Source organism: Oceanimonas aquatica, assembly GCF_030732065.1.
Lineage (GTDB): Bacteria > Pseudomonadota > Gammaproteobacteria > Enterobacterales > Aeromonadaceae > Oceanimonas.
In genome coordinates this window covers 26,185-48,892 of sequence record NZ_JAVBHX010000002.1, presented here as the reverse complement: position 1 = coordinate 48,892, position 22,708 = coordinate 26,185, and the positions used below count along the sequence as shown (strand labels likewise).

23 protein-coding genes are annotated in these 22,708 nt (G+C 60.8%); 10 read left to right on the top strand and 13 right to left on the bottom strand.

The window, feature by feature from the left end:
- Positions 1 to 58 precede the first annotated feature (58 nt).
- The 3 genes from Q9290_RS03360 (at position 59) to cobO (ending at position 3,683) form a co-directional block, all read left to right on the top strand.
- On the top strand, positions 59 to 1,351 hold the full coding sequence (locus tag Q9290_RS03360) for an NAD(P)/FAD-dependent oxidoreductase (RefSeq protein WP_306078227.1): 1,293 nt from the start codon (positions 59 to 61) through the stop codon (positions 1,349 to 1,351).
- A 174-nt stretch (positions 1,352 to 1,525) separates the two neighbouring features.
- Entirely contained in the window at positions 1,526 to 3,076 is a 1,551-nt protein-coding gene (locus Q9290_RS03355; protein ID WP_306078226.1) for a cobyric acid synthase, read from the top strand.
- Positions 3,066 to 3,683 carry a cob(I)yrinic acid a,c-diamide adenosyltransferase gene (gene cobO, locus Q9290_RS03350; protein WP_306078225.1) on the top strand — a complete coding sequence of 206 codons (618 nt, stop codon included), beginning with the start codon at positions 3,066 to 3,068 and terminating at the stop codon, positions 3,681 to 3,683. Before Q9290_RS03355 ends, cobO begins: the two co-directional genes overlap by 11 nt.
- 118 nt (positions 3,684 to 3,801) lie before the next feature.
- On the opposite strand, the gene Q9290_RS03345 is transcribed toward cobO, so the two are convergent.
- A complete protein-coding gene (locus Q9290_RS03345) occupies positions 3,802 to 4,221 on the bottom strand; it encodes an IS1096 element passenger TnpR family protein (RefSeq protein WP_306078224.1) in 420 nt (139 codons plus the stop codon).
- Positions 4,222 to 4,316: 95 nt separating this feature from the next.
- Entirely contained in the window at positions 4,317 to 4,544 is a 228-nt protein-coding gene (locus Q9290_RS03340; protein ID WP_306078223.1) for a hypothetical protein, read from the bottom strand.
- 147 nt (positions 4,545 to 4,691) lie between these two features.
- On the opposite strand from Q9290_RS03340, the gene Q9290_RS03335 reads away from it, so the two are divergent.
- Positions 4,692 to 4,967, top strand: a complete 276-nt coding sequence (locus Q9290_RS03335; protein ID WP_306078222.1) for a hypothetical protein — start codon at positions 4,692 to 4,694, stop codon at positions 4,965 to 4,967.
- Here the strand turns inward: Q9290_RS03335 and Q9290_RS03330 are convergent.
- Both Q9290_RS03330 and Q9290_RS03325 read right to left on the bottom strand, forming a co-directional pair.
- On the bottom strand, positions 4,964 to 5,431 hold the full coding sequence (locus Q9290_RS03330) for an HIT family protein (protein WP_306078221.1): 468 nt from the start codon (positions 5,429 to 5,431) through the stop codon (positions 4,964 to 4,966). The genes Q9290_RS03335 and Q9290_RS03330 overlap by 4 nt on opposite strands.
- A complete protein-coding gene (locus tag Q9290_RS03325; protein ID WP_306078579.1) occupies positions 5,428 to 6,318 on the bottom strand; it encodes a LysR family transcriptional regulator in 891 nt (296 codons plus the stop codon). Before Q9290_RS03325 ends, Q9290_RS03330 begins: the two co-directional genes overlap by 4 nt.
- A gap of 95 nt (positions 6,319 to 6,413) precedes the next feature.
- Between Q9290_RS03325 and Q9290_RS03320 the strand changes: the two genes are divergently transcribed.
- Together Q9290_RS03320 and Q9290_RS03315 are read left to right on the top strand one after the other, a co-directional pair.
- On the top strand, positions 6,414 to 6,914 hold the full coding sequence (locus Q9290_RS03320; protein WP_306078220.1) for a lactoylglutathione lyase family protein: 501 nt from the start codon (positions 6,414 to 6,416) through the stop codon (positions 6,912 to 6,914).
- A 119-nt stretch (positions 6,915 to 7,033) separates the two neighbouring features.
- Positions 7,034 to 7,669 carry an START domain-containing protein gene (locus Q9290_RS03315; protein WP_306078219.1) on the top strand — a complete coding sequence of 212 codons (636 nt, stop codon included), beginning with the start codon at positions 7,034 to 7,036 and terminating at the stop codon, positions 7,667 to 7,669.
- A 78-nt stretch (positions 7,670 to 7,747) separates the two neighbouring features.
- On the opposite strand, the gene Q9290_RS03310 is transcribed toward Q9290_RS03315, so the two are convergent.
- The 7 genes from Q9290_RS03310 to Q9290_RS03280 all read right to left on the bottom strand — a co-directional run bounded on the left by Q9290_RS03310 (position 7,748) and on the right by Q9290_RS03280 (position 16,185).
- On the bottom strand, positions 7,748 to 7,942 hold the full coding sequence (locus Q9290_RS03310; protein ID WP_306078218.1) for a hypothetical protein: 195 nt from the start codon (positions 7,940 to 7,942) through the stop codon (positions 7,748 to 7,750).
- 39 nt (positions 7,943 to 7,981) lie between these two features.
- Positions 7,982 to 8,515 (bottom strand): hypothetical protein, encoded by a 534-nt coding sequence (locus Q9290_RS03305; protein ID WP_306078217.1) that lies wholly within the window; start codon positions 8,513 to 8,515, stop codon positions 7,982 to 7,984.
- A 326-nt stretch (positions 8,516 to 8,841) separates the two neighbouring features.
- On the bottom strand, positions 8,842 to 9,120 hold the full coding sequence (locus Q9290_RS03300; protein WP_306078216.1) for a DUF4242 domain-containing protein: 279 nt from the start codon (positions 9,118 to 9,120) through the stop codon (positions 8,842 to 8,844).
- A 130-nt stretch (positions 9,121 to 9,250) separates the two neighbouring features.
- Positions 9,251 to 10,495 carry a DUF3422 family protein gene (locus tag Q9290_RS03295; protein ID WP_306078215.1) on the bottom strand — a complete coding sequence of 415 codons (1,245 nt, stop codon included), beginning with the start codon at positions 10,493 to 10,495 and terminating at the stop codon, positions 9,251 to 9,253.
- Between the two features lie 144 nt (positions 10,496 to 10,639).
- Entirely contained in the window at positions 10,640 to 12,085 is a 1,446-nt protein-coding gene (locus tag Q9290_RS03290) for an FAD-dependent oxidoreductase (protein ID WP_306078214.1), read from the bottom strand.
- Positions 12,086 to 12,178: 93 nt separating this feature from the next.
- On the bottom strand, positions 12,179 to 15,616 hold the full coding sequence (gene mfd, locus Q9290_RS03285) for a transcription-repair coupling factor (RefSeq protein ID WP_306078213.1): 3,438 nt from the start codon (positions 15,614 to 15,616) through the stop codon (positions 12,179 to 12,181).
- The gene (locus Q9290_RS03280; protein ID WP_306078212.1) at positions 15,613 to 16,185 is read right to left on the bottom strand and encodes a PilZ domain-containing protein; all 573 of its coding nucleotides are present in this window, start codon (positions 16,183 to 16,185) and stop codon (positions 15,613 to 15,615) included. Before Q9290_RS03280 ends, mfd begins: the two co-directional genes overlap by 4 nt.
- A gap of 92 nt (positions 16,186 to 16,277) precedes the next feature.
- On the opposite strand from Q9290_RS03280, the gene Q9290_RS03275 reads away from it, so the two are divergent.
- The 3 genes from Q9290_RS03275 to lolE are packed head-to-tail and all read left to right on the top strand — an operon-like array spanning position 16,278 to position 19,403.
- Positions 16,278 to 17,489, top strand: a complete 1,212-nt coding sequence (locus Q9290_RS03275; protein WP_306078211.1) for a lipoprotein-releasing ABC transporter permease subunit — start codon at positions 16,278 to 16,280, stop codon at positions 17,487 to 17,489.
- Positions 17,482 to 18,162: a lipoprotein-releasing ABC transporter ATP-binding protein LolD gene (gene lolD, locus Q9290_RS03270; protein ID WP_306078210.1), complete on the top strand. Its 681-nt coding sequence runs from the start codon at positions 17,482 to 17,484 to the stop codon at positions 18,160 to 18,162. Before Q9290_RS03275 ends, lolD begins: the two co-directional genes overlap by 8 nt.
- The gene (gene lolE, locus Q9290_RS03265; RefSeq protein ID WP_306078209.1) at positions 18,162 to 19,403 is read left to right on the top strand and encodes a lipoprotein-releasing ABC transporter permease subunit LolE; all 1,242 of its coding nucleotides are present in this window, start codon (positions 18,162 to 18,164) and stop codon (positions 19,401 to 19,403) included. The genes lolD and lolE overlap by 1 nt, the downstream gene beginning before the upstream one ends.
- Before the next feature lie 41 nt (positions 19,404 to 19,444).
- Here lolE and Q9290_RS03260 read toward each other — a convergent pair whose 3' ends face one another.
- Together Q9290_RS03260 and Q9290_RS03255 are read right to left on the bottom strand one after the other, a co-directional pair.
- Positions 19,445 to 19,981 carry a DUF2062 domain-containing protein gene (locus tag Q9290_RS03260; RefSeq protein ID WP_306078208.1) on the bottom strand — a complete coding sequence of 179 codons (537 nt, stop codon included), beginning with the start codon at positions 19,979 to 19,981 and terminating at the stop codon, positions 19,445 to 19,447.
- On the bottom strand, positions 19,954 to 20,466 hold the full coding sequence (locus Q9290_RS03255; RefSeq protein ID WP_306078207.1) for a DUF2062 domain-containing protein: 513 nt from the start codon (positions 20,464 to 20,466) through the stop codon (positions 19,954 to 19,956). Before Q9290_RS03255 ends, Q9290_RS03260 begins: the two co-directional genes overlap by 28 nt.
- 27 nt (positions 20,467 to 20,493) lie before the next feature.
- On the opposite strand from Q9290_RS03255, the gene Q9290_RS03250 reads away from it, so the two are divergent.
- Complete coding sequence (locus Q9290_RS03250; RefSeq protein WP_306078206.1) at positions 20,494 to 22,698, top strand: DNA internalization-related competence protein ComEC/Rec2; 2,205 nt, start codon at positions 20,494 to 20,496, stop codon at positions 22,696 to 22,698.
- The last annotated feature ends 10 nt before the right edge of the window (positions 22,699 to 22,708 follow it).

Sequence of the window (22,708 nt, the reverse complement as noted above, 5' to 3'; positions counted from 1 at the left end):
TCTGCCGCTATGGATGCGCCATAGCCGCAGGTTTTTTTATCTTGAACGAGGTTTGACAATGACACGCATCATAGTGGTTGGCGGCGGCGCCGGCGGGCTGGAGCTGGTAACCAAACTGGGTCGTCAGCTGGGACGCAAGGGCAAGGCGGAAGTGATCCTGGTGGACCGCAACCGCACCCACCTGTGGAAGCCGCTGCTGCACGAAGTGGCCACCGGTGCCATGGACACCGGTCTGGATGGGCTGAGCTACCGCTCCCACGCTCATAATCATGGCTTCAGTTTTCACCTGGGTACCCTGACCGACATCGACAGGGAGAACAAACAGATCAAGCTGGCTCCGCTCGCCGATGACAGCGGCAAGCAGATGGTGGGCGAGCGTACCCTGAGTTACGACATTCTGGTAATGGCGCTGGGCTCGGTGTCCAACGACTTTGGCACCCCGGGCGTGCGCGACCACTGCATTTTCCTCGACAGCCCCCAGCAGGCCGAGCGCTTCAATCAAGAGCTGATGAACCGCTTTTTGCAGTATGCCGAAAGTGACACCGTGGACGAAAAGGTCGACATCGCCATTGTGGGCGGCGGCGCCACCGGAGTGGAGCTCTCTGCCGAGCTCTATAACGCCGTGGAGCACCTGAACGCCTACGGCTTTAAAAAGCTCAACCGCGACTGCCTGCGCCTGACCCTGGTGGAAGCCGGTCCGCGCATTTTGCCGGCGTTGCCCGAGCGCATTTCCGCCATGGCCCATAAGGAGCTGCGTGAGCTGGGTGTGGACGTTCGCATCAACACCATGGTGGTGGAAGCCACCGACAAGGGCCTGAAAACCAAAAGCGACGAGTTGATCCCCGCCAATCTCATGGTGTGGGCGGCCGGCATCAAGGCGCCGGACTTCATGAAGGACATCGCCGGGCTTGAGACCAACCGCATCAATCAGTTGGCGGTAAAGGACACCCTGCAAACCACCCGTGACGACAGCATTTTCGTCATTGGCGACTGCGCCTTCTGCCTGCAGGCCGACGGCAAGCCGGTGCCGCCGCGGGCCCAGTCGGCCCACCAGATGGCAAGCCTGGCCTTTGAGAACATTCTCGCCAGCCTCGGCGGCAAGGCACTCAAGCCCTATGTGTACAAGGATCACGGCTCGCTGGTGAACCTGAGCCGCTACTCGACCGTGGGATCCTTGATGGGCAACCTGATGCGCGGCTCCATGATGGTGGAAGGCCGCATCGCCCGTACCGTGTATGTGTCGCTGTATCGGATGCACCAGGTGGCGCTGCACGGCTACACCCGCACCGGCCTGATGATGCTGGTGGGCCGTATTAACCGCTTTCTGCGACCGCGGCTGAAACTGCACTGAGTTTATACGCCCTGGACTCCCGCGAAGGCGGGAGTCCAGGGCGTATTGCACGAGGGGCCGCAGCATGGATTCCGGCTCGCAGGCCGGAATGACTATGGGCAAGTGGACAAACCTTAAGCCTCACGGCCATTCGTGCTAAGGTGCGCCCCAGTTTCAAACAAGCCCAGTTCAGTCATGACCACAACCGCTTCCAGTGCATTCACCCTGATGGTGCAGGGCACGGCCTCTGACGCCGGCAAAACCACCCTGGTGGCCGGACTGTGCCGGGTATTTGCCCGGCGCGGCCTGCATGTGGCCCCCTTCAAACCCCAGAACATGGCCCTGAACAGCGCCGTTACCAGCGATGGCGGTGAAATTGGCCGGGCCCAGGCCCTGCAGGCGGTGGCCTGTGGCGTACCGGCTCATACCGACTTCAACCCGGTGCTGCTCAAGCCCCAGAGCAATACCTGTGCTCAGGTTATCGTGCAGGGAAAGGCGCTGTCGGTGGTGGAGGCCAAGGACTTTTTCGGCCCCGGCGCCCGCCACTACAAGCAGCGGGTGATGACGGCGGTGCTCGATTCCTTTGACCGCCTGCGCCAGGCTTACGAGCTGGTGTTGGTGGAAGGCGCGGGCAGCCCGGCGGAGATCAACCTCCGCGACAACGACATTGCCAACATGGGCTTTGCCGAGGCCGCCGACTGCCCGGTGATCCTGGTGGCCGACATCGACAAGGGTGGTGTGTTCGCCCAGCTTTACGGCACCCTGATGCTGCTGAGTGAGGCGGAGCGGGCGCGGATAAAGGGAATGGTGATCAACCGGTTTCGCGGTGATATTCGCCTGCTGGAAAACGGCCTGACCATGATTGAAGAGCTCACCGGCAAGCCGGTGCTGGGGGTGCTGCCCTACCTCGACAACCTGGTGCTGGACGCTGAAGACGCCATTGTTCACCACAGCGCCGCCAGTAGCGACGAACGGCCCCTCAGGGTGGTGGTGCTGGTCACCCCGCGCATCAGCAACCACACCGACTTTGATGTCCTGCGCCTGCACCCGCGGGTGGAGCTGACCATGGTGCACGCGGGCTCGAGCCCTGCCCATTGCTCAGCCGTCGATCTGGTGATTCTGCCCGGCAGCAAGGCGGTACGGGACGATCTGGCCGTGCTCAAGGCCAATGGCTGGAAGGCGTGGCTGGATCGCCACCTGCGCTATGGCGGCAAGCTCATTGGCATTTGTGGCGGTTACCAGATGCTGGGTGATGTGATTGACGATCCTCAGGGCATTGAAAGCACCGCCGGCAGCAGCGAAGGGCTGGGCTATTTGCCGATGACCACTACTCTTGAAGCCGGCAAGCAACTGCGTAATGTGACCGGCAGCCTGAGTCTTGGCGGTGAGCCCTGCGCCGTGCACGGCTATGAAATTCACTGCGGGCAGAGTAGCGCACTGGTGGAACATGAGGCGCCGTTGATGCTGGCCACCGAAAGCGGGGCACCACAGCCGGACGGCATGGTCTCAACCGATAATCAGGTGCTGGGCACCTACCTGCATGGCCTGTTTGACAGCGTGGACGCCTGCAATGCGCTGCTGGCCTGGGCCGGTCTGCATGACAGCCAGCAGGCGGTGGCCCTGGACGAGTTGCGCGAAGCCAGCATCAACCGGCTGGCGGACACCCTTGAGCAACACCTGGATCTGGAATTACTCGAACATTTCATGCAACCGAATACGCAACAAGGAAACCACCATGAGCAATGAGCAGCATCGTGAGCAGATAAAGGCCGAGCGTCATCAGCAGCGCCAGCAAAAGGTAAAGGAAGCGGTAGACGCCAAAGTGGCGGCCGCCACCGAGGAGCGCGGTGTGCTCATGGTGATCACCGGCAATGGCAAGGGCAAGAGCACCGCCGGCTTTGGCACCGTGGCGCGGGCCGTGGGCCATGGTAAAAAGGCGGCCGTGGTGCAGTTCATCAAGGGGGGCTGGGACTGCGGCGAGCGCAATCTGCTGCAACAGGTAGGGGTGCCTTTTGTGGTGATGAACACCGGTTTTACCTGGGAAACCCAGAACCGTGAAAAAGACATGGAAGCCTGCGAGCAGACCTGGCTGCCGGCGGAAAAAATGCTGGCCGACCCGAGCATCGATCTGGTGCTGCTAGACGAGCTCACCTACATGGTGGCCTACCATTACCTGGATCTGGACCGGGTGCTGAACGCCCTGAAAAACCGTCCGGCGCATCAGCATGTGGTGATCACCGGCCGTGGCTGCCACCGATCTATCATTGAGCTGGCCGACACCGTCAGCGAAGTGCAGTCGGTGAAGCACGCCTTTGAAGCCGGCGTAAAGGCCCAGCAAGGTTTTGATTACTGAGTTGGGTTTGTGACCCCCGCGAAGGAACGTCATTCACCGTGTAGACGGGGACGGGGCCATGTGTGGCCCGGCGCAGCTTCACAGCCCGGCGCCAGGCTCCTGGATTCTTATCCCTGTATTACCACTCCTCGTCTCCCGGATATTGTTCCGGCTTGTTGCCGGACTCGGAGACAATAAAGGGATAGTGGCGACCCGGCAGTGGCTCTCTGGGCTTTTTGCGGGATCTGGAGATCTGAAACATCCAGTCATCGCCAAAATCAAACCAGTAGAACAGTTTCCGGTCCTTGGGCAAAGGAAACAAGGCCGCGATGGATGTGTTTTCCAGCTCGTCTTCGTCATCGATCATGGCTCGTTTTGAGCCAAACACCTTTCGAGCAATAAAATATGCATACAGGTGATCGTTATCGAATGCGACCACGTTCTGAATGGCATAATGCAGATCATCCAGAGTCATGCTTTCGGCTACTTCCAGTTCACAGGACCAATCATCCTGTGCGCACCTGCCTGCAGCAAGCTTGATGAACAACGAAATTATCATGGGACCTCATGGTGGCTGGTGTGGGTTTGTGTCACAAGATAACGTGTTGAGACGAAAGAGATAATAGAGAGCCAGCAATAAGCCGGTGAGGGAAATCACGAAGACCGTTCGTTCTCCCGCTTCATCAGCACAAAGGTGAGGTACATTTTGGTGGGCAGCGAGAGGATCATGCCCACCGCCACGCAGCCGGCGCTGATCAAAATGCCTTTTACCCCCAGTGCTTCCATGTGGGCGCTGTTGTGCAGGTAGACCCCCAGCAAAATCAGGGTAATGCCAACGAGCATGATGATTTTCAGCACCCGGATCAGCATGGTATCGGACATAATGCCTCCCGCCTTGGCAGTGATTACCTACAGCCTAGTTGAGCCAGTGCGGGATGGGCTTGATGCAGATCAGGGCGAGGGGCTGCGGCAGGTGTATGCTGGCGGGGTTTGATTTCGTGTTACCGCCCCTTGTGGCAGGAGAACGCCATGCCTCGCAAGCCCGACCGGCTTACCGCCATGAGCGAGCTGATTGACCAGGCCAAGCAAACCTTTCCCCTTTACGAGTCCGACACCTTTGTATGCGGCACCGGCAACAACTGTATTGGCTGCCCCAAAAAGCTGATGGAGTTGCTCGACTCCGAACTCAGCTACTGGGAGCACCAGGTAAAGCGTGGCATTGTGCCCCATTTTGACGAAATCCGTCGCTTCGGCAAGCTGTGCAAAAGCGTCAAACGCGGCCTGGTGCGCAACCAAATTCTTTAGCCTTGTTCCGCCACGCTGCGAATATGCGCGGCCAGGGCGGCCAGCTCGGCGTCATCGGCGCGGTGGCTGTCGTGGGACGACAAATAGCCCTCGTAACGCTCAAAGTACTTTTCCCGCACCGACTCAATGGCCTGAAATGCCGAATTGCTGCCGGTGCCGTGCATGGGAAACAGTTTGCTGTGCAGGTGATCGACGCCGTAGCCCTCAAAAAACAGGCCTGTGCGGGCCACATCGTCAAAGGACTGATCCAGCAGTTTGGCCACCCGTTTGGTGGCAATGGCCAGCTTGCTCAATACTTCATCCGGCGCATCGAACGCATAACTGGGGTGATGCTCCTTGGGGATCACCACGGTAAAGCCCTTGGTATTGGGAAAAATCGACAAAAATGCCAGGTGTTCGTCGTCTTCCCACACCTTGTGGCAGGGCGCCTTGCCCGCCACGATATCGCAGAAAATGCAGCTCATGATTGCTTCCTTTGTTGAGTTAACGAGGTTTCGGCCACGTTCTGCACGGTGTTAACCCGGCTGGGCACCGGCTTGTGACGATGGGTGGCCGCATAAATGGTTTCACTGATCGGGTGGGGCAGGGCATGGGCACGAATGAGTTCCGGCTGAGGAAAGGCCGCCACCGCATGGGCCGGCAGCACGGTAAAGCCCAGCCCCAGGCTCACCGGCGCCAGAATCAGGCCGATCTGATTAGAAAAACCGGTGCAGGCAAACTGGCTTACATGCTCAAACTCGGCAAAGTTGGCACCCAGCAGCAGGCCGGCGTGGTGGCTGCCGTCCGGATGATCAATAAAGCCCAGCTTCAGCAAAGAAAGCCAGTCCGGCTCAGTCATGGTGGCGGGGGTCACCAGCAGCAGCGCCTCTTCCGCAATGGCCCGGCACTGCACCGCCTCATGGGTGGAGGGCCGGGTCATCAGCCCCAGCTCCACCGAGTTGCCGGCCACCGCCTGCTCCACACTGGCGTTGGGGGCAAAGCGATAGTTGATGATGAGTCCGGCATGCTGGCACTGCAAGGCCAGCAGTTGCGGATACAGCTTGAGGCCCACGCTGCCCGGCGACATCACCCGCACCAGCCCTTCAAAGGGCGCATCAAAGCCCACCCGCTGCTCCAGACCCGACAACGACTGTAAAATCTGCCGGGCCTCGGCAAACAGCCGTTCGCCGGCATCGGTCAGGGTAAAGCCCTTGCCCTGGCGCACCAGCAGTGCCACGCCAAAATGATCTTCCAGCTTGCGCACATGCTGGCTGACTCCGGACTGGGTCATGTGCAAGCGCTCGGCGGTACGGGTGAAATGGCCCACCTCCACCAGGGCGCAAAAGCTGCGCAGCCAGACCGGATTAATCATCAAAAATAGTTCTCATATATATAAAAAATGATAATTTTTAATGATTAAATCATGAGCGTAAGCTCACCTCAACCCCAACAAACAAGGTGAGTGTTATGAGCAAGGTATATCCGAGAAACTTTTCCCACATTGGCATTTCGGTGCCGGATCTCGACAAGGCGGTGGAGTTCTACACCCAGGTCATGGGCTGGTATCTGATCATGAAGCCGACTGAAATTACCGAAGACGACAGCGCCATTGGCGAAATGTGCACCGACGTGTTCGGCGCTGGCTGGGGCAGCTTCCGCATTGCCCACCTGTCTACCGGTGATCGTATTGGCGTGGAGCTGTTCCAGTTTCAGGGGCAGCAAAACCCCGACAACAACTTTGAATACTGGAAAACAGGGGTGTTTCACTTCTGTGTGCAGGATCCGGACGTGGAAGGCCTGGCCGAGCGCATTGTGGCCGCCGGCGGCAAGGCGCGCATGGACAAACCGCGCTACTACTACCCGGGTAAAAAGCCCTACCGCATGATCTATATGGAAGACCCGTTCGGCAATATTGTGGAGATCTACAGCCACAGCTACGAGCTGATTTACAGCGAAGGGGCGTACTAACCATTTAGGCCGGGGCATTTGCTTCGGCCTGTCTGTATATGCCGGGTGCGTGACCCGTTTTCACCCTAAGCTAAGCAGAGACAAGGCCGGCTTACCGGTCTGTCGGGTGATAAGGAGCAATGATGCTGGCACGCGGGTTACTGATGCTTTCTTTATTTGTGGTTTTTTCTGCCATGGCAGACAGCTCACCACGCTGGGAAATGGCAAAAAGCCAGGACGGCATTACCATTTACACCCGGCCCCACCAGGCTGGCCTGGTGGAGATCCGTGCCCGCATGTTTGTCGCTACCAGTTATGGCGCCTTTATGGCACTACTGGAAGACAGCCCCAATATTCCCAGCTGGGTAGATAACGTTTCCTCAAGCCGGGTACTTGAGCAGCTTTCGCCCACTGAGAATATCGTTTACACCCGCTTTCGTGCGCCCTGGCCGGTACAGGACCGTGATATGGTCACCTATTCCCGATTTGAACAACCACCGGGAGCCCTGGTGCTGACCATTGAAGATGCTTTCCATGCCTACCCACGGCAACCCGGTTACATTCGGATTAGAGATGTGAAGGTCACCTGGACACTGGCAAAACTGACCAACGGGCTGACCCATATCGAATATGTCGCCTTTGCCGATCCCGGAGGTAACTTACCCGGCTGGTTGACCAACCAGCTCTCGGTGACCAGTGCATTCAACACCTTTCAGGGATTAAGAGCGCAGCTGCCCGAGTATCAGACACGGGTACATTCACAAGTGAGAGAGTGAGCAAAGGGACGGCTAATACGCAGGTTATAAATGACACCAGTTTTTCCGGAAGTCTGAGCCTGTCCGATAATGGTGATCTCAGTATCGCCCCATCATACCCATACCATGAAAAATGCCGCCAAAGATTGCCGCCAGCACCCCAAAGACGACAGAGATAATGATAAAGGCGGGAATGGAGGCAATGGCCAACTTAACCATAAATATCACCATCGACATAAACGGCATTTTGATATCTACCACGGTGACCTGCTGTTTTTCGTTTTCTATAGACATATACTTTTCCTGCTTATTGAGTGAGTGGCTTGCAAAGCCTCAATCAGCCGACGCTTTAGCGGACGGCTGCATTGATTTGTCAGGCATATTATTCAGGTAATCCACAATTTCCCTGAGCTGATTGCCGCGCGAATATTCACTAGGGATTGCAGAGGCTGCAGCGGTAGCAACTTGAAAGTTACCCTCACTTACAGCGCGCTCTGAAACTATTTCTAGTGCTTGACCACGAGAATGTTCACTAGGGATTTGAGAGGCCGCAATTAGCATGAGCTCAATATCGCTTGGCTTTTCTGATCGTTTATATGCAACTTCATATTGAACAACTGGCTTTCTTGAGCCTGAAGACCCAATATTTCCAGTTATCCATGTGAAAGCCCAAATAAATGCCGGCATCGCCAGCATAAATGCGAATACACCAAAAAAGCTTATGAGGCCAGCCAGTGCCTCGGAGAGCGGGCCAGGCTCTTTTGAATCAGAATGTTCCGCATCGGCAGGTTTGTAGGTTGCTGCTTTATATAAACCTACAACCGCTGTGGCCAGAATAATCAGTTGTGTTATTAATTCTGTACTCATAATCCCGTATGCCTAACATTATAATACTGCGCATTCAGCCTGCCGCGCGGGCTCTGCCAGCTAAAGCAGCAGCGTCCAGGTCTGTGCTGGCTGGTATTTTTCCAAGCTACCGCCCCGGCGTTTCAGGCCGCCATACCTGCACTAAAGGTTTTCAAACGCGTCTATTCTGGCCGCTGGAAGTCAGCAGGGCAATTGCAAAAAGGATGAAGTGAGATGTAAATTGCTTGAGTGGTGGTTTTGTGAGCAGTTTGAGCGGGCAGGTCGAGCTTTACTGACAGCAAGGGCGATTCGAACATGAGATTCGAATCGCCTTTGCATGGTTTGCCTCAACTGCCTTCTGATGTGGTGGGGTCGATGACGCTGCCCACTTCGCTGATCGAGGTGATGGGGAATCCCCCCATTTCCGCGTGTTTGCGGATAAGGGCTTCATCGGGGGCGATGTACACACAGTAGATCTTGTTGGGCGTTACAAAGCTTTCTACCCACTGGATTTTGGGGCCCAGCTCTTCCAACACATCGCAGGACTTTTTCGAGATGTCTCTGAGGTCGTCGGCGCTGAGATCGCCGGCGCCTTCCACATCCCGTTCAATAACATATTTGGGCATAACAACCTCCTTGCCACTGCACTGTTAATTGTAGTTCCGTGAGGGTGGTTGTTCGCGCTGTCTGCTGAATGGACTCCGGCTTTCGCCGGAGTGACAAAGGGCGGCGCAGGGCCGGCATGACGATCACAGGTCAGTCTTCACCCACGCCGCGCAGCAGCCGGCGAATATAGAGCCACAACACCAGGGCAATAAAGGGCACCGACAGGCTTAAGCCGGCTTCCAGCAGGTGGCGGTATTCTTCGTTATTGACCAGGTTGCGCAGGGTGCGGTCTATCAGGTCAAAGGCGTAGTAGGTCACCACGATAATGGTGAAGCTTTCCAGCTTGGCCTGCAGCCGCAGCTGCTCGCCCGCGCGTTTGCTAAGAGTGCTGAGCATGTCGCGGTTTTGCTGCTCAACCGACAGATCCACCTGAGAGCGAACCAGCTGAGTGGTACGGGCCAGCCGGCGGGACAGCTGCTCTATGCGCAGGCCGGCGGTACGGCAGGTGCGGGTGGCCGGATCCAGCCGGCGGTCCATAAACTGCTCCACGGTCTGGCGGCCTTCTATGCGGGTTTCCCGCAGTTCGCCAATACGTTTGTTCACCAAGGCAAAGTAGGCGTCCGCCGCCGAGAAGCGGTTGGACGTTTGTGCCGACAGCGCTTCCAGCCGCTCCGCCAGATCCATCAGCTGATGCAGCAGCACCGACGGCTCTTCCGACGCCACCCGGGTGGAGAGCTCCACCAGCTCGGCTTCCAGCTGGTTAATCACCGGCACCACTTCATTGGCCAGCGGCAGGGCCAGCAGAGCCACATGGCGGTAGGTTTCTATTTCGCAAATACGTTGCAGCAGTCGTCCGGCCTGGCGCAGTTGCAGGCCGTGGTCTTCTACCAGTACCCGCACCAGGCCGCTGTCTTGCCGGGGGTAAAAGTCGGTCCAGATCTGGCCTACTTTTGACATCACCATGGAGCTGTTGACCTGATTCTCACCAAAGTGCTGCTCCAGCCAGGTGGTTTCATCGGCGCCGGCCTGATGATCGCGAAACAGAATTTCGGCACCACAGAGAAAGCTGCCCGGGGCGGTGTCCAGCCAGGCTTTTGGCAGTTGGGGAAGCTCCAGAGTGTTGAGCGCAGTCAGGGTGAGGGTATAAAACTCGTGGTGGGCTTCAAAGCGCAGGGTGAGGCTTTCGTTTTTACCCTGCCAGAAGCGGGGCTTGCTGATGGTCTCGGTGAGCTCCAGCATCTTGCTGAGTTGCGTCACGCTTTCCCGTACTTCATTGAGGGGGGTGTCGTCGTAAGTAACGGCAATATGCCGCATGCCCAGGGGGCCCTGCAGCTCCTGAAACGGGCGGGCATGAACTTCGGCAATAATCTGTTCACGCAAGGGATGACTGCGCATTAATACTCCTTTGCTGCTGTCAGTCGCAATGAGCGTAATTTACCAGAATTTTGTGACAGGCCTCTTGTTTTTTGGGGGAGGAGCAGATGCCGGCTCGGGGGCCGGCATGACGACTGTTTCGAGTCTCCAATCCCCTTTACAGCCTCACCAGCCGTTTTCGGCGAGCTCCCGAGGGTAGCCGCGGGCCTCGGCCAGCTTTATGGCGGTGCTTTCCACCTCGGTGGCGCTTTGCTGCTGGCTCAGGGCCAGAACCGGGCTGAGCGGACCGGTACTGGTGAGCCATCCCAGCTCGGTGAGCTTGTCCACAATGCGGTCGGCGGCGGTAAGGGCGGAGCTGGCCTTGACGATTTCCACCCGGGCGTAGTGGTGGCCTTCAAAGGACACATCGGCGGCGCGCAGTTTGGGATCGCTGCCCGGTATTTGCTGGGCGCCAAACAGCGGTTTGCCACCGGGAGTGGCACGGCCAAAGTCCGGCAGCAGCCGGGCCAGGTGTTCAATGGCGCGCTGGGTGCGGGCCTCGCTGTCGTCCTGGCTCCAGCCCTGATCCAGCTGCTGGCGATAGGGTTCAGGCAGGCGCGGCTGGGCGCTGTGCTCGGGGCTGGCCACCAGACCGTTCTTGAACAGGGTAATGGCGTCGGTCATGCCGTGCAGCTGAAACAGGCCGCCGGGGTAGGGGGTCAGCTGAGCCATGCCTTCGGGGGTGCCGCGCTCGCCGTGAAAAATGACTTCGGGCCAGTCGGCGGCACCGGACCAGCGGGCCAGGTAGGCGGCCTTGTATTCCACCAGCCGCTGGCGGCGGTAGCCGGCCATGTCGTCCACCAGCCCGGTGCGAAAACCGCAGGCGTTCACCAGAAAGTCCACTTCATCCACCCGCTCTCCCCGTGGGCCCACGCTTTGCACCAGCCAGCTGCATTCGTGCTGCTCCAGGTGAGTGGCGCGGGTGTTCAGGCGCAGATCGCACAGGGGGGAGTCGCTCAGCGCCAGGGTGGCGGTGGCGGCCATGCGAAACAGGCTCCAGCCGTATTCCTGCACCAGGATCAGCGGAAACTTCAGCCTGTCCGCATCCAGCTGGTGCGCCAGGGGGATCATCCAGTCGTCGTGACTTTCGGCGCGGGCCGGCAGTGGCCGCTTTGCCAGCGCTTCAAATTCTTCGCGCTCATAGCAGCGGTAGTAGTCGTCTGGCTCGCCCAGCACTTTGTTGGCAGGGTCTTCGTTCACCAGCAGCTGGTATTCCCGCGCCACCTGGCGCAACCGGGGCAATAACGCCTCGGGATCACCGGCGTCGGTCACCGGCACTGCAATCACGGTGGGGCGGCGGTTAATGCTGTGGGGGTAGGCCCGTACCGAGGCAATGGACTGGCGCAGCAGGGTCAGGCACTGCTGGTCGCTAATCTCGCGGTAGAGGTTGCCCCCCGCGTGCAGGTGGCAGATGGGCGGGCCGTTGACCAGGCCGGTGCTGCTTTCCAGCAGCAGGGTGTGAATGCCCATGTCGGTCAGGCGCAGCGCCACGGTGGCGCCGGCAATGCCGCCTCCCAGAATGCCTACCCTAAGCGGGCGCTGGGCATAAGCGGCGCAGGATGTTGTGTTCATTACGTCTCGGTCAGGGTGATATAGCGCAACGTCAGCGCCGGTGTGGCTGGCGCGGTTGTGTGTGTTATCAAGTCCCGTCCCTGGGAGTGCGCATCAGGCCTGATGCGCGGCAAATTCATTCAGCATGTCGCCCACCAGGGCCAGTCGAGCCTTGGCATCATTGCTTGGAATGGCAAAGCGCAGTTTGGTCGGCCCCTCCATTTTGTAGATGCGGGGCTGACTTTGCAACAGGCCCACCAGGTAGCCGGGGTCGACCCTGGCGTCCTGGCTGAAGGTAATGGCTCCCCCTTGCGGGCCGGCGTCGATTTTCTCAATGCCAAGCTCGCTGGCCCGGGCCTTGAGGCCGGACAGCGCAATCAGGTTCTTGCCCGGCTCCGGCAGCAGGCCAAAGCGGTCGATCAGCTCCACCTGCAGCTCGCGCAGGACGGCATCGTTCTCGGCGGCGGCAATGCGCTTGTACATGGAAAGCCGCATGTTAACATCGGGAATGTAGTCGTCCGGCAACAGGGCGGGCAGGCGCAGCTCAATCTCGGTCTGGCTGCCCAGCAGCTGATCCAGCGCCGGCTCCTTGCCGGATTGCAGTGCCTTCACCGCCTGCTCCAGCATTTCCATGTAGAGGCTGAAGCCAATGGCGGTGATCTGGCCGCTCTGCTCGTCCCCCAGCAGCTCGCCGGCGCCGCGAATTTCCAGATCATGGGTGGCCAGGGCAAAGCCGGCGCCCAGGTCTTCCAGCGCGGCAATGGCTTCAAGCCGTTTTTTGGCGTCGGCGGTCATGCGCTTGGGGTGGGGGGTGAGCAAATAGGCGTAGGCCTGATGATGGGAGCGACCCACCCGGCCGCGCAGCTGGTGCAGTTGCGCCAGGCCCAGCTTGTCGGCCCTGTCCATGATAATGGTGTTGGCGGTGGGCACGTCGATGCCGGTTTCAATGATGGTGGAGCACAGCAGCACGTTAAAGCGCTGGTGATAGAAGTCCGACATCACCTTTTCCAGCTCGCGCTCGCGCATCTGGCCGTGGGCAATGCCAATGCGGGCCTCGGGCACCAGGGTGCGCAGGGCGTCCAGGCTGTTTTCGATGGTCTGCACCTCGTTGTGCAGATAGTACACCTGGCCGCCGCGCTTCAGCTCCCGCAGAATCGCCTCGCGGATCACGGTGGGATCCGACTCGCGCACAAAGGTCTTTACCGCCAGTCGCTTGGCCGGGGGCGTGGCGATAATGGACAAGTCCCGCATGCCGCCCATGGCCATGTTGAGGGTGCGCGGAATGGGGGTGGCGGTGAGGGTAAGAATGTCCACGTCGGCGCGCAGGGCCTTGATCTTGTCTTTCTGGCGCACGCCAAAGCGGTGTTCCTCGTCCACGATCAGCAGGCCGAGGTCTTTAAAGCGCACGTCCTGGCTCAGCAGCTTGTGGGTGCCAATCACAATGTCGATGCTGCCATCCGCCAGCCCTTCCAGTGCCTTGTCCTGCTCCTTGCCGGTCTTGAAGCGGCTGATCAGCTCCACCTTCACCGGCCAGTTGGCAAAACGGTCACGGAAGTTGTCGTAATGCTGCTGGGCCAGCAAGGTGGTGGGCACCAGCACCGCCACCTGCTTGCTGCCGTGTACCGCCACAAAGGCGGCACGCATGGCCACCTCGGTCTTGCCAAAGCCAACGTCGCCGCACACCAGCCGGTCCATGGCCTTGGGTTGGGTCATGTCGGTGAGCACGGCGTTAATGGCCTTGAGCTGATCGTCGGTTTCCTCAAAGGGAAAAGCATCGCAGAACTGGCGGTAGGCGCTCTTGTCGTGGCTGATTGCCTGGCCCGGCTTGGCGGCCCGGCGGGCATACACGTCGAGCAGCTCGGCGGCCACGTCGCGCACCTTTTCGGCAGCCTTGCGCTTGGCCTTGGCCCAGGCATCGTTGCCGAGGCGGTTTAACGTGGGATCGTCGGCGCCGCTGTAGCGCCCCACCAGATGCAGGGCGGTCACCGGCACATAAAGCTTGTCGCCGCCGGCGTATTCCAGGGTCAGGTATTCCGACTTCATGCCGCCGGCGTCCAGGCTTTGCAGGCCCATGTAGCGGCCCACGCCGTGATCCAGGTGTACCACGGGCTGACCGATGGACAGCTCCGCCAGGTTGCGGATCAGGGTATCCGGGCTGAGGGCGGCGGACTTTTCCCGCCGCCGGCGCTGGATCACCCGGCCGCCGAGCAAGTCGCCTTCGCAGATCAGCGCAAATTCCTCGCCCAGCACAAAGCCCTGCGCCAGCGGGCCGACCAGCAGGCCAAACTTGTCTGTTCCGGCGGCAAAGTCGTTAAGGCTGTTCACCGGTGAGAGTTTTAGGGACGAGCCCGCCAGCAGCTCGGTCAGGGCTTCACGCCGGCCGGCGCTTTCCACCGAAAACAGAATGCGGCCGGCAAACTGCTCGCAAAAGGCCAGCAGCCGCGCCAGGGGCTCGGTTTTCTGGTGTTCTACTTCAAGCTCGGGCAGCACCCGCACCGGGGCATTAACGCGGTCGCCCTTTTCCAGCACCGGATCCTGACTCAGCTGCAGCCGGGGCCAGCGGTTAAGCTGGTGCATCAGGGCATCGGGCTTTAAATACAGCTCGTCGGGGGCCAGCAGCGGGCGCAGCAGGTCGTGGCGGCGGTCTTCATAGCGTTCGTTCACATCCTGCCAGAAGGCCTGCGCCGCCGGCTCGGTGTCGCCCACCGCCAGCACCTGCATGTTCTCGGGCAGGGCGTCGAACAGGGTCTGGGTGTGTTCAAAAAACAGCGGAAAATAATATTCAATGCCCGGCGGCAGCTGGCCGTGGCTGACGCGGTGATAAAGCGACTCGGGCTCGTTGCGCAGGGCAAAGCGCTCGCGATACTGGCCGCGGAACAGCTCGATGGCGGCGCTGTCGGTAGGGAACTCCCGTGCTGGCAGCAGCCGCACTTCCTTGACCTTGTCTTTGGAGCGCTGGGTGTCCGGGTCAAAGGGGCGCAGGGTGTCGATTTCGTCATCGAAAAAGTCGATACGTACCGGCTCTTCGGCGCCCATGGGGAACAGGTCGAGCAGGGCGCCACGGGCGGCAAATTCGCCATGCTCCAGCACCTGCTCCACCGCCCGGTATCCGGCCTGCTCCAGGCGCTGGCGCAGATGGTGCAGGTCGAGCCGGTCGCCCACCTTCAGCAGCAGGCTGTTTTGCTCCAGCCAGTCCCTGGGCGGGGTGCGCAGCATCAGGGTGGTCACCGGCACGATCAGCAGGCCACGGCTCAGTGCGGGCAGGCCGTACAGGGTTTCCAGCCGCTGGGAGATAATGTCCTGATGGGGCGAGAACTGATCAAAGGGCAGGGTTTCCCAGTCGGGCAGCAGTTGCACCGGCAGGGCGTCATCATTGAGCAGATGGCGCACTTCCTGCTCCAGGCGCAGGGCGGTGGGGGTGTCGGGCACCACCAGCAGCATCCGCTGCGATTGCTGTTTTACCTGGTTGGCAATGGCCAGGGCCAGACTGCTGCCAATCAGGCCGCCCAGGCTGGCCCTGGGCTTGGGAACGGGGCTGGAAATGTTAATCATGAGGCGGGCTTGTTGTCTTGTTGGGCGCGTTGTTCGGCACGGGCTTTAAGCTGCCGGGCCTGTTGCTGCAGGCTGGCACGGATCAGGGCGTCTCTGTCCTGCTCGCGAATAACGGTAAAGTCACAGCGGTAGTGATCGGCTTCGGGCTCGGCATGTACTTCACCATAGCCGTATACCGCCACCGAGTGTTCGGGCAGAAACAGTTTGATGCGCACAATCTGCCCTTCGGTCATGGCATGTCGCGAGACAAAGCCAAAGCCGCCGCCGCCAATAGTGAGGGTGCGGTAGCGGCAGTCCGGATCGTCCTGGCCTGCCAGTACATGGCTCAGCACCAGGTCAATTTTGCGGGACTGCTGGTTGATGATGTCCACCAGCTCACTGGCGTGTTCATCCAGGTTGCGCAGCAGCCGCGCCTGATTGGTATCGATGCGGGTGACTTCGCTGATAAGCCGGAACGGCGCCGGAATATCGGCCTCGAGATCCGCCACCTCGGGTACGGTTTCGTTCTCGCCAAGGGGGATCAGATTCACCTGGGCACTGTATTCCACACTGAAATAGGGGTCTGCCATGCTGTGCTGCTCTTGTTGCGCCTGTCACAAGCCTTTATTATTCCGCAACTTGCGGGTGACGTAAAACCCTTTGAAAAACGGATGATTATGCCATGTTTCAACCCCTGACGCTGATGCTGGGCCTGCGCTATGCCGGAGCCCGGGGGCGGCGCAGTTTTGCCTCCTTTGTTTCCGGTTTCTCCACCATCGGCATTTTGCTGGGGGTAGCGGCACTGATGCTGGTGTCGTCGGTGATGAACGGTTTTGAGCAGCAGCTTAAAACCAACCTGCTGGGAGTGATCCCTCACGCCCTGGTGACCAACGACGCCCGTCGCCTGGCTGAGCCTGCCTCTCAGGCAGACCGCTTTGCCGGAGTGCCCGAGGTGGTGGCAAGCTCGCCCTTTATCAGCGCCGAGGCCATGGTGCAGGGGCCCGGCGCGCTGACCGGCGCCGAGCTGTACGGGGTGGAGCCGGGCAACCCGGCCGACCGGCTGCTGGGCGCGCTGGATGAGCAGACGCTGGGGTATTTTCGCGATTTGCCCTATAGCCTGGTGCTGGGGGCGGGTCTGGCCCGGGAGCTGAAAGTGGGCCCTGGCGACAAGGTGCGGGTCACGGTGACCGAAGGCAGCCGCTTTACGCCGCTTGGGCGCGTACCGAGTCAGCGGCTGTTTACCGTGGTGGGCACCTTTGTTACCGGCCAGGACGTGGACCGGCAGGTGGCCCTGGCCCGGCTCGAAGACGCCGGACGGCTGCTGCGCTACCGGCCCGGTCAGGCCTCGGGGCTGCGACTGTGGCTGAATGATCCTTTTGAGCTTGAGCGGTTGCCGGCCCTTGATAACGGCCTCAAATACGAGAGCTGGCAGCACAGCCGGGGCGAGCTGTTCCAGGCGGTGGCCATGGAAAAACGGCTGATGAGCCTGATGCTGGCGCTGATCATACTGGTGGCGGCGTTCAATATTCTCTCCGCCATGGTGATGGTGGTGACCGACAAGGAAGCCGAGATCGCCATGCTGCAAACCCTGGGACTGAGCCGGCGCCGCGTGATGGCGGTGTTCATGATTCAAGGGGGCTTCAGCGGCGTGCTGGGCAGCCTGCTGGGCTTTGGCCTGGGGTTATTGCTGACCCTCAACCTGGATGCGGTGCTCAATGTGCTCGGTATCAACTTTTATTCTTCCGCCGGGGGCAGTCAGCTGCCGGTGCTGCTGCTGCCCGCCCAGCTGATAACCATTTTGTTTTCCACCCTTGCCCTGTGCGTGCTGGCCAGCCTGTATCCGGCCTGGCGGGCGTCCTGGGTGCAACCTGCCGAGGCCCTGCGCTATGAGTAATCCGTTGTTGACGGTTGAGAACCTGACCAAAACCCACCGCGACGGCGAACGTTCGGTCAGCATACTGCACGGGGTCAGCCTCGGCCTGAACGCCGGCGAGAGCCTGGCGGTGGTGGGCAGCTCGGGCTCGGGCAAGAGCACCCTGCTGCACCTGGTGGGCAGCCTGGATACACCCAGTTCCGGCCGGGTGCTGGTGGAAGGGCAGGATCTGCACCAGTTGCCGGACCGGGCCCAGGCCCGCTTTCGCAACCAGAAACTGGGCTTTGTATACCAGTTTCATCACCTGCTGGGCGAATTCAGCGCCCTGGAAAATGCCGCCATGCCGCTGCTGATCGCCGGTCGCCCGGTGGCCGAGGCCAAAGCACGGGCCGAGGCGTTGCTGGGCCGAGTGGGCCTGTCACACCGGCTCGATCATCGCCCGGCCCAGCTTTCCGGCGGAGAGCGTCAGCGGGTGGCCATTGCCCGGGCGCTGGTCAACAAGCCCCGGCTGGTACTGGCCGACGAGCCCACCGGTAACCTGGACGCGCACAGCGCGGCGGACGTGTTTGAACTGCTGGCAGAGTTGCAAAGCGAGCTGGGCACCGGCCTGGTGGTGGTGACCCACGATCTGGCATTGGCGGGACGGCTTGACCGTCAGGCCAGGCTGGTGGGCGGCCATCTGGAGGAGCAGTGATGTTTCGGCCATTACCGGTGTACCTGGGCTGGCGTTTCAGCCGGGCGCGGCGGCGCAACCGCTTTATTTCCTTTATTTCGGTGGCCTCCATTTTGGGTATCGCCATCGGGGTGAGTGCATTGATTTTGGGGTTGTCGGCCATGAATGGCTTTCAGCGCGAACTCGAGAACCGCATTCTGTCGGTACTTCCCCACGGTCAGCTTTACGCCGCCGACGGTCCGGTGGCCGGCTGGCAGGGTATGCAGTCAAGCCTTGAACATGCTTCCGGGGTGGAGGCGGTGGCTCCCTTTGTGCCACTGGAAGGCCTGCTCAGCAAGGGCGCCACACTGAAGGCGGTGCGGCTGCAGGGCGTGGACCCACAACGGGAAATGCGCATCTCGGCACTGGGGCCCTACCTGGATGGCGGTAATCTGGACGCGCTCAAGCCCGGCGAGCGGGGGCTGATCCTGGGGCAAGCCATTGCCGACAAGCTGAATTTGAAAACGGGGGACAGGGTATCCCTGCTGTTGCCGGCGCCCGGTGAGCAGGGCTTTGGCTCGCCCCGCCGCCATGCCTTCACCCTGGTGGGCGTGCTGCGCCTGGGCGGCCAGCTCGACACCGTGCTGGGTTACACCCATATACGGGATGCCCAGGAATTGCGTGATCTTGATGACAGGGTCAGCGGCTTTCATCTGAAGGTGAACGAGGTGCTGCGTGCCGATCGCATCAGTTTTGATGCGGCCATGCCGCTGCCGGCGGGCTTTTACGTGACCAGCTGGATGAACAGTCAGGGCAATATCTACCGTGACATTCAGCTGGTGCGCACCCTGATGATAGTGGTGCTGCTGCTGGTGATGGCGGTGGCCAGTTTCAACATCGTCTCCACCCTAGTGATGGCGGTGAACGAGAAAAAAGGCGACATCGCCATTCTCAAGACCATGGGCGCTGGCCCCTGGCAAATTCGCGGCGCCTTTGTGGTGCAGGGCATGCTCAATGGTGTGGTGGGCGTGTTGGTGGGTGGCCTGCTGGGTGCCCTGCTGGCCAACCGGCTGTCGGAGCTGGTGGCGGGCCTGGAGCAGTTTACCGGCCACCGTATGCTGAACCCGGACGTGTATTTTATCGACTTTATTCCCACCGAGTTTCACTGGGCGGATCTGTGGCTGGTGACCGGCTCGGCCCTGGTGCTGATTTTTATCGCCACCCTGTACCCGGCCTGGCGCGCCGGCCGCCTGCTGCCGAGGCAATTGCTGGGTGAAGCGTAAAACATAGCTTGAAGCTGGAAGCTTGAAGTAAAAGCTTCCAGCTACGGCTCTCGCCGTGCACGCCGGCGCAGTAATGCCAGCTGCACCTTCCAGCGCCAGCCCAGGCGGGTGAGAGCCCAGCCCAGCGCCGCCGAGACCAGGGCCAGCAGCGCGCAGCCGGTCAGCAGGGGCAGGGCCACGGCCAGGGCGTCGTGCTCCAGTGAAAAGGTGGCGGTAAACACCACTTCCGGGTGGCCCAGCAACTGCCGGCCCAGCTGGTAGGCGAAATAAAACATGGGGGCTATGGTCAGCGGGTTGTTGACCCATACCATGGCAATGGCCAGCGGCAGGTAGCCACGCATCAGCACCGCGAGGGCAATGGCAACCAGGGTGTGCATGGGCAGGGGCAGCCAGGCGGCAAACAGGCCGGCGGCTACCGCCACGGCGGCGGAATGGCGGTTGCAGAACCAGTAGTCCGGGTCGAGCAAGCGATCCCCGAACAGGCGCAGGGCCTTGTGTTGGCGCAGCGTCTCCTGGCTGGGCATTCTGCTGCGAACCCACTGGCGCAACATCAGCGGCCCCGGCGCCGGCGTTTCCACTGGCGCGACACCGACCAGCGCCACAGGCCGTGAATAAACATGTAGCCGATGGCCGAGCTTACCAGCCCCAGCACCACGCACCCAAGCAGAAAGGGCGGGCCGGCACTGGTCATGGCCCCGGCCAGCCAGCTCAGGCTGACTTCAAAATGCTGGTAGTGTGGAGGGCGATTCAGCAGAAAGGAGCCCAGCCGGTAGGCGAAGTAAAACATGGGCGGCATGGTGAGCGGGTTGGTGAACCACACCAGCACCGCCGACAACGGCAGGTTGACCCGAAACAGCATGGCGCCACAGGCCGCCGCCACCATCTGAAAGGGAATGGGCATCCAGGCACAGAACAGGCCCACGGCAAAGGCGCCGGCGGCCGAATGGCGGTTCAGGTGCCAGAGGTTGGTGTCATGCAGCCGGTGGCCAAACAGGCTCAGGTATTTATGGTTTCTGATGGTACCGTGTTCGGGCATCAGACGTTTCAGGATCTTTCTTGGCATCTGCTCCAGGTCCGCAATACTTACCGGATGGACAAGCGGCTGTTCTTTTTTTGTGCCGGAGTAACCAGCACCCTGGTCTGGCCCTGGTTGCCGGCCTGGGACGCCTGGCTGCTGCCGGCGATCATCGGCGTTGTGTGCTGGCGCTCCCGGCCCGCGCTGGCCGGTTTTCTGCTGGGGTTGGTCTGGGTGCTGTGTGTCAGTCACTGGCACCTGGCCTGGCTTAAAACACCCGGGGTGGGGGAACGCAGCCAACTCATCACTGCCAGTGTAGTCGAGGTTCAGCCCCGGCACGACGGCGCCAGCCGGCTGATTGTCGGTCTGTCGCACCTTGATGGTCAAGCACTTTTGCCCCGGCCTCGTGTTCTGCTGAGCTGGTATGGCACGGCGGCGCCACCGCAAAAAGGGGATTCCTTCAGCGCCATCACTCGACTTTATGTGCCTCATGCCCTGGCCAACCCGGGCAGTTTTAACAGTGCCCGCTGGATGCTGGGGCAGGGGATCACCGCCCGGGGTTATATTACCGGCACCCTTGCTCATCAGCAGGTTGCCCCCGGCGCCAGAGCGGTATTGCTGACGCGATTTCATGCGGCCACCACTGAACTGGAGGCGCGCCCCTGGCTGCGCGCGCTGGGCTTTGGTGAACGCGGCGAGCTGCAACCGAAGGACTGGGACATGCTGCGGGCATTGGGCGTCAGTCACCTGTTTGCCATTTCCGGCCTGCATATTGGTCTGGTGGCGGCGCTGGGCTGGCTGGCAGGACGGATCAGTGGTCATCACTCCATCGGGTTGATGGCGGCACTGACACTGGCCACCGGTTATGCCTGGCTCGCGGGCTTTGGCGTGGCCACCCAGCGCGCTCTGTTGATGCTGGTGTTATGGCTGGGGCTGTTGTGGTGGGGCCGGTTCTGGAGCGGCCGGCGTATTCTGTTGCTGACCATGGCCCTGTTGCTGTTGTTCAATCCCTGGTTGGCGCTGAATCAGGGGTTCTGGTTATCGGTGCTGGCAGTAGCGGCCCTGCTGTGGCTGGCCGGTGGCCGGGGCCGTTACGGGCTGCTGCGCCTGCAACTGGGGCTGGGCATATTGCTGCTGCCCTTGGTGATGTTGTTGTTTGGCGGCATCAGCTGGCTGTCGGTACCGGCCAATCTGGTGCTGATCCCGCTGTTTTCCGTGTTGCTGATCCCCCTGTTGCTGCTGGCCTGTGGCCTGTTGTTGATAGGGCCGGGTGCGGCGGCGCCGGTGTTTGGGGTGCTGAATGCCTTGTTTACGCCACTGATGAGCGGGTTGCACTGGCTGGCCGACAGAGTTTCACCCTGGGCCGAACTGCCGGCATGGATACAGGGCATGGTGTTGCTGGCGCTGTTGCTGCCATTGCTGACGGCGCTGCCGTCGGCACGCTGGCTGGGGTTGGCCCTTGGCTGGCTGGGAATTCTGGCTCTTTGGCCCGGACCGGCCTGGCAGGTGCGGGTACTGGATGTGGGGCAGGGGCTGTCGGTGCTGGTCACTCAGGGCCAGCGGGCGTTGTTGTATGACACCGGTAACCGCTTTCCGTCCGGGTTCAATATGGCGGACGGGGTGATTTTGCCATTGCTGGCACGGCTGGGGATCAAGGAGCTCGATTATCTGGTTGTCAGCCATCACGACAGCGATCACAGTGCCAACCGGGATTACCTGGCTACCCAACTGCCGGTGCGCCACCGCTGGGGGGCCTGGCCTCACGGTATGCCGTGCCGGGCCGGCCAGTGGCGGCAGTGGGGACATCTCAGGCTGGAAATGCTGTGGCCGGTGGCCATCAGCGGGCACAGCAATAACGACTCCTGCGTACTGCGCATCACCGATGGCCGGCTCGCGCTGCTGCTGACCGGTGATATTGAAAAGCGGGCAGAGCAGGCGCTTCTGGCGCACGGTGCGCCGCTTCGGGCGCAATTGTTGCTGAGCCCTCATCATGGCAGCCGCAGTTCGTCGAGTGAACGCTTTATCGGTGTGGTGGCGCCGGCTGCGGTGGTGCATACCGCGGGCTTTACCAACCGCTGGAGCTTTCCCGCGCCCGAGGTGGTGGCCCGTTACCGGCATGCCGGTGTTGAGCAGTGGATCACCGGTGATGACGGCATGATCCATCTGGTGGCAAACGGCACCAGATGGCGCAGACTGGGGCATGGCCGCCCCGGACCCTGGTATCATCGGCTGGCTGCCTGGCGCACGACTGGCGGGAACCCCCCCAAGCCGTTAGAATAGCGCCTCGTTT

What these genes read in the sequence shown, in the direction of transcription:
- Q9290_RS03335 (WP_306078222.1), top strand. Translation starts at nt 4,692, where the DNA reads ATGCCTCGCAAGCCCGACCGGCTTACCGCCATGAGCGAGCTGATTGAC.
- Q9290_RS03255 (WP_306078207.1), bottom strand. Translation starts at nt 20,466, where the DNA reads ATGCCAAGAAAGATCCTGAAACGTCTGATGCCCGAACACGGTACCATC.
- Q9290_RS03340 (WP_306078223.1), bottom strand. Translation starts at nt 4,544, where the DNA reads ATGTCCGATACCATGCTGATCCGGGTGCTGAAAATCATCATGCTCGTT.
- Q9290_RS03250 (WP_306078206.1), top strand. Translation starts at nt 20,494, where the DNA reads ATGGACAAGCGGCTGTTCTTTTTTTGTGCCGGAGTAACCAGCACCCTG.
- lolE (WP_306078209.1), top strand. Translation starts at nt 18,162, where the DNA reads ATGTTTCGGCCATTACCGGTGTACCTGGGCTGGCGTTTCAGCCGGGCG.
- lolD (WP_306078210.1), top strand. Translation starts at nt 17,482, where the DNA reads ATGAGTAATCCGTTGTTGACGGTTGAGAACCTGACCAAAACCCACCGC.
- Q9290_RS03305 (WP_306078217.1), bottom strand. Translation starts at nt 8,515, where the DNA reads ATGAGTACAGAATTAATAACACAACTGATTATTCTGGCCACAGCGGTT.
- Q9290_RS03300 (WP_306078216.1), bottom strand. Translation starts at nt 9,120, where the DNA reads ATGCCCAAATATGTTATTGAACGGGATGTGGAAGGCGCCGGCGATCTC.
- Q9290_RS03355 (WP_306078226.1), top strand. Translation starts at nt 1,526, where the DNA reads ATGACCACAACCGCTTCCAGTGCATTCACCCTGATGGTGCAGGGCACG.
- Q9290_RS03290 (WP_306078214.1), bottom strand. Translation starts at nt 12,085, where the DNA reads ATGAACACAACATCCTGCGCCGCTTATGCCCAGCGCCCGCTTAGGGTA.
- Q9290_RS03325 (WP_306078579.1), bottom strand. Translation starts at nt 6,318, where the DNA reads ATGATTAATCCGGTCTGGCTGCGCAGCTTTTGCGCCCTGGTGGAGGTG.
- Q9290_RS03360 (WP_306078227.1), top strand. Translation starts at nt 59, where the DNA reads ATGACACGCATCATAGTGGTTGGCGGCGGCGCCGGCGGGCTGGAGCTG.
- Q9290_RS03315 (WP_306078219.1), top strand. Translation starts at nt 7,034, where the DNA reads ATGATGCTGGCACGCGGGTTACTGATGCTTTCTTTATTTGTGGTTTTT.
- Q9290_RS03345 (WP_306078224.1), bottom strand. Translation starts at nt 4,221, where the DNA reads ATGATAATTTCGTTGTTCATCAAGCTTGCTGCAGGCAGGTGCGCACAG.
- Q9290_RS03275 (WP_306078211.1), top strand. Translation starts at nt 16,278, where the DNA reads ATGTTTCAACCCCTGACGCTGATGCTGGGCCTGCGCTATGCCGGAGCC.
- mfd (WP_306078213.1), bottom strand. Translation starts at nt 15,616, where the DNA reads ATGATTAACATTTCCAGCCCCGTTCCCAAGCCCAGGGCCAGCCTGGGC.
- Q9290_RS03320 (WP_306078220.1), top strand. Translation starts at nt 6,414, where the DNA reads ATGAGCAAGGTATATCCGAGAAACTTTTCCCACATTGGCATTTCGGTG.
- cobO (WP_306078225.1), top strand. Translation starts at nt 3,066, where the DNA reads ATGAGCAATGAGCAGCATCGTGAGCAGATAAAGGCCGAGCGTCATCAG.
- Q9290_RS03310 (WP_306078218.1), bottom strand. Translation starts at nt 7,942, where the DNA reads ATGTCTATAGAAAACGAAAAACAGCAGGTCACCGTGGTAGATATCAAA.
- Q9290_RS03330 (WP_306078221.1), bottom strand. Translation starts at nt 5,431, where the DNA reads ATGAGCTGCATTTTCTGCGATATCGTGGCGGGCAAGGCGCCCTGCCAC.
- Q9290_RS03295 (WP_306078215.1), bottom strand. Translation starts at nt 10,495, where the DNA reads ATGCGCAGTCATCCCTTGCGTGAACAGATTATTGCCGAAGTTCATGCC.
- Q9290_RS03280 (WP_306078212.1), bottom strand. Translation starts at nt 16,185, where the DNA reads ATGGCAGACCCCTATTTCAGTGTGGAATACAGTGCCCAGGTGAATCTG.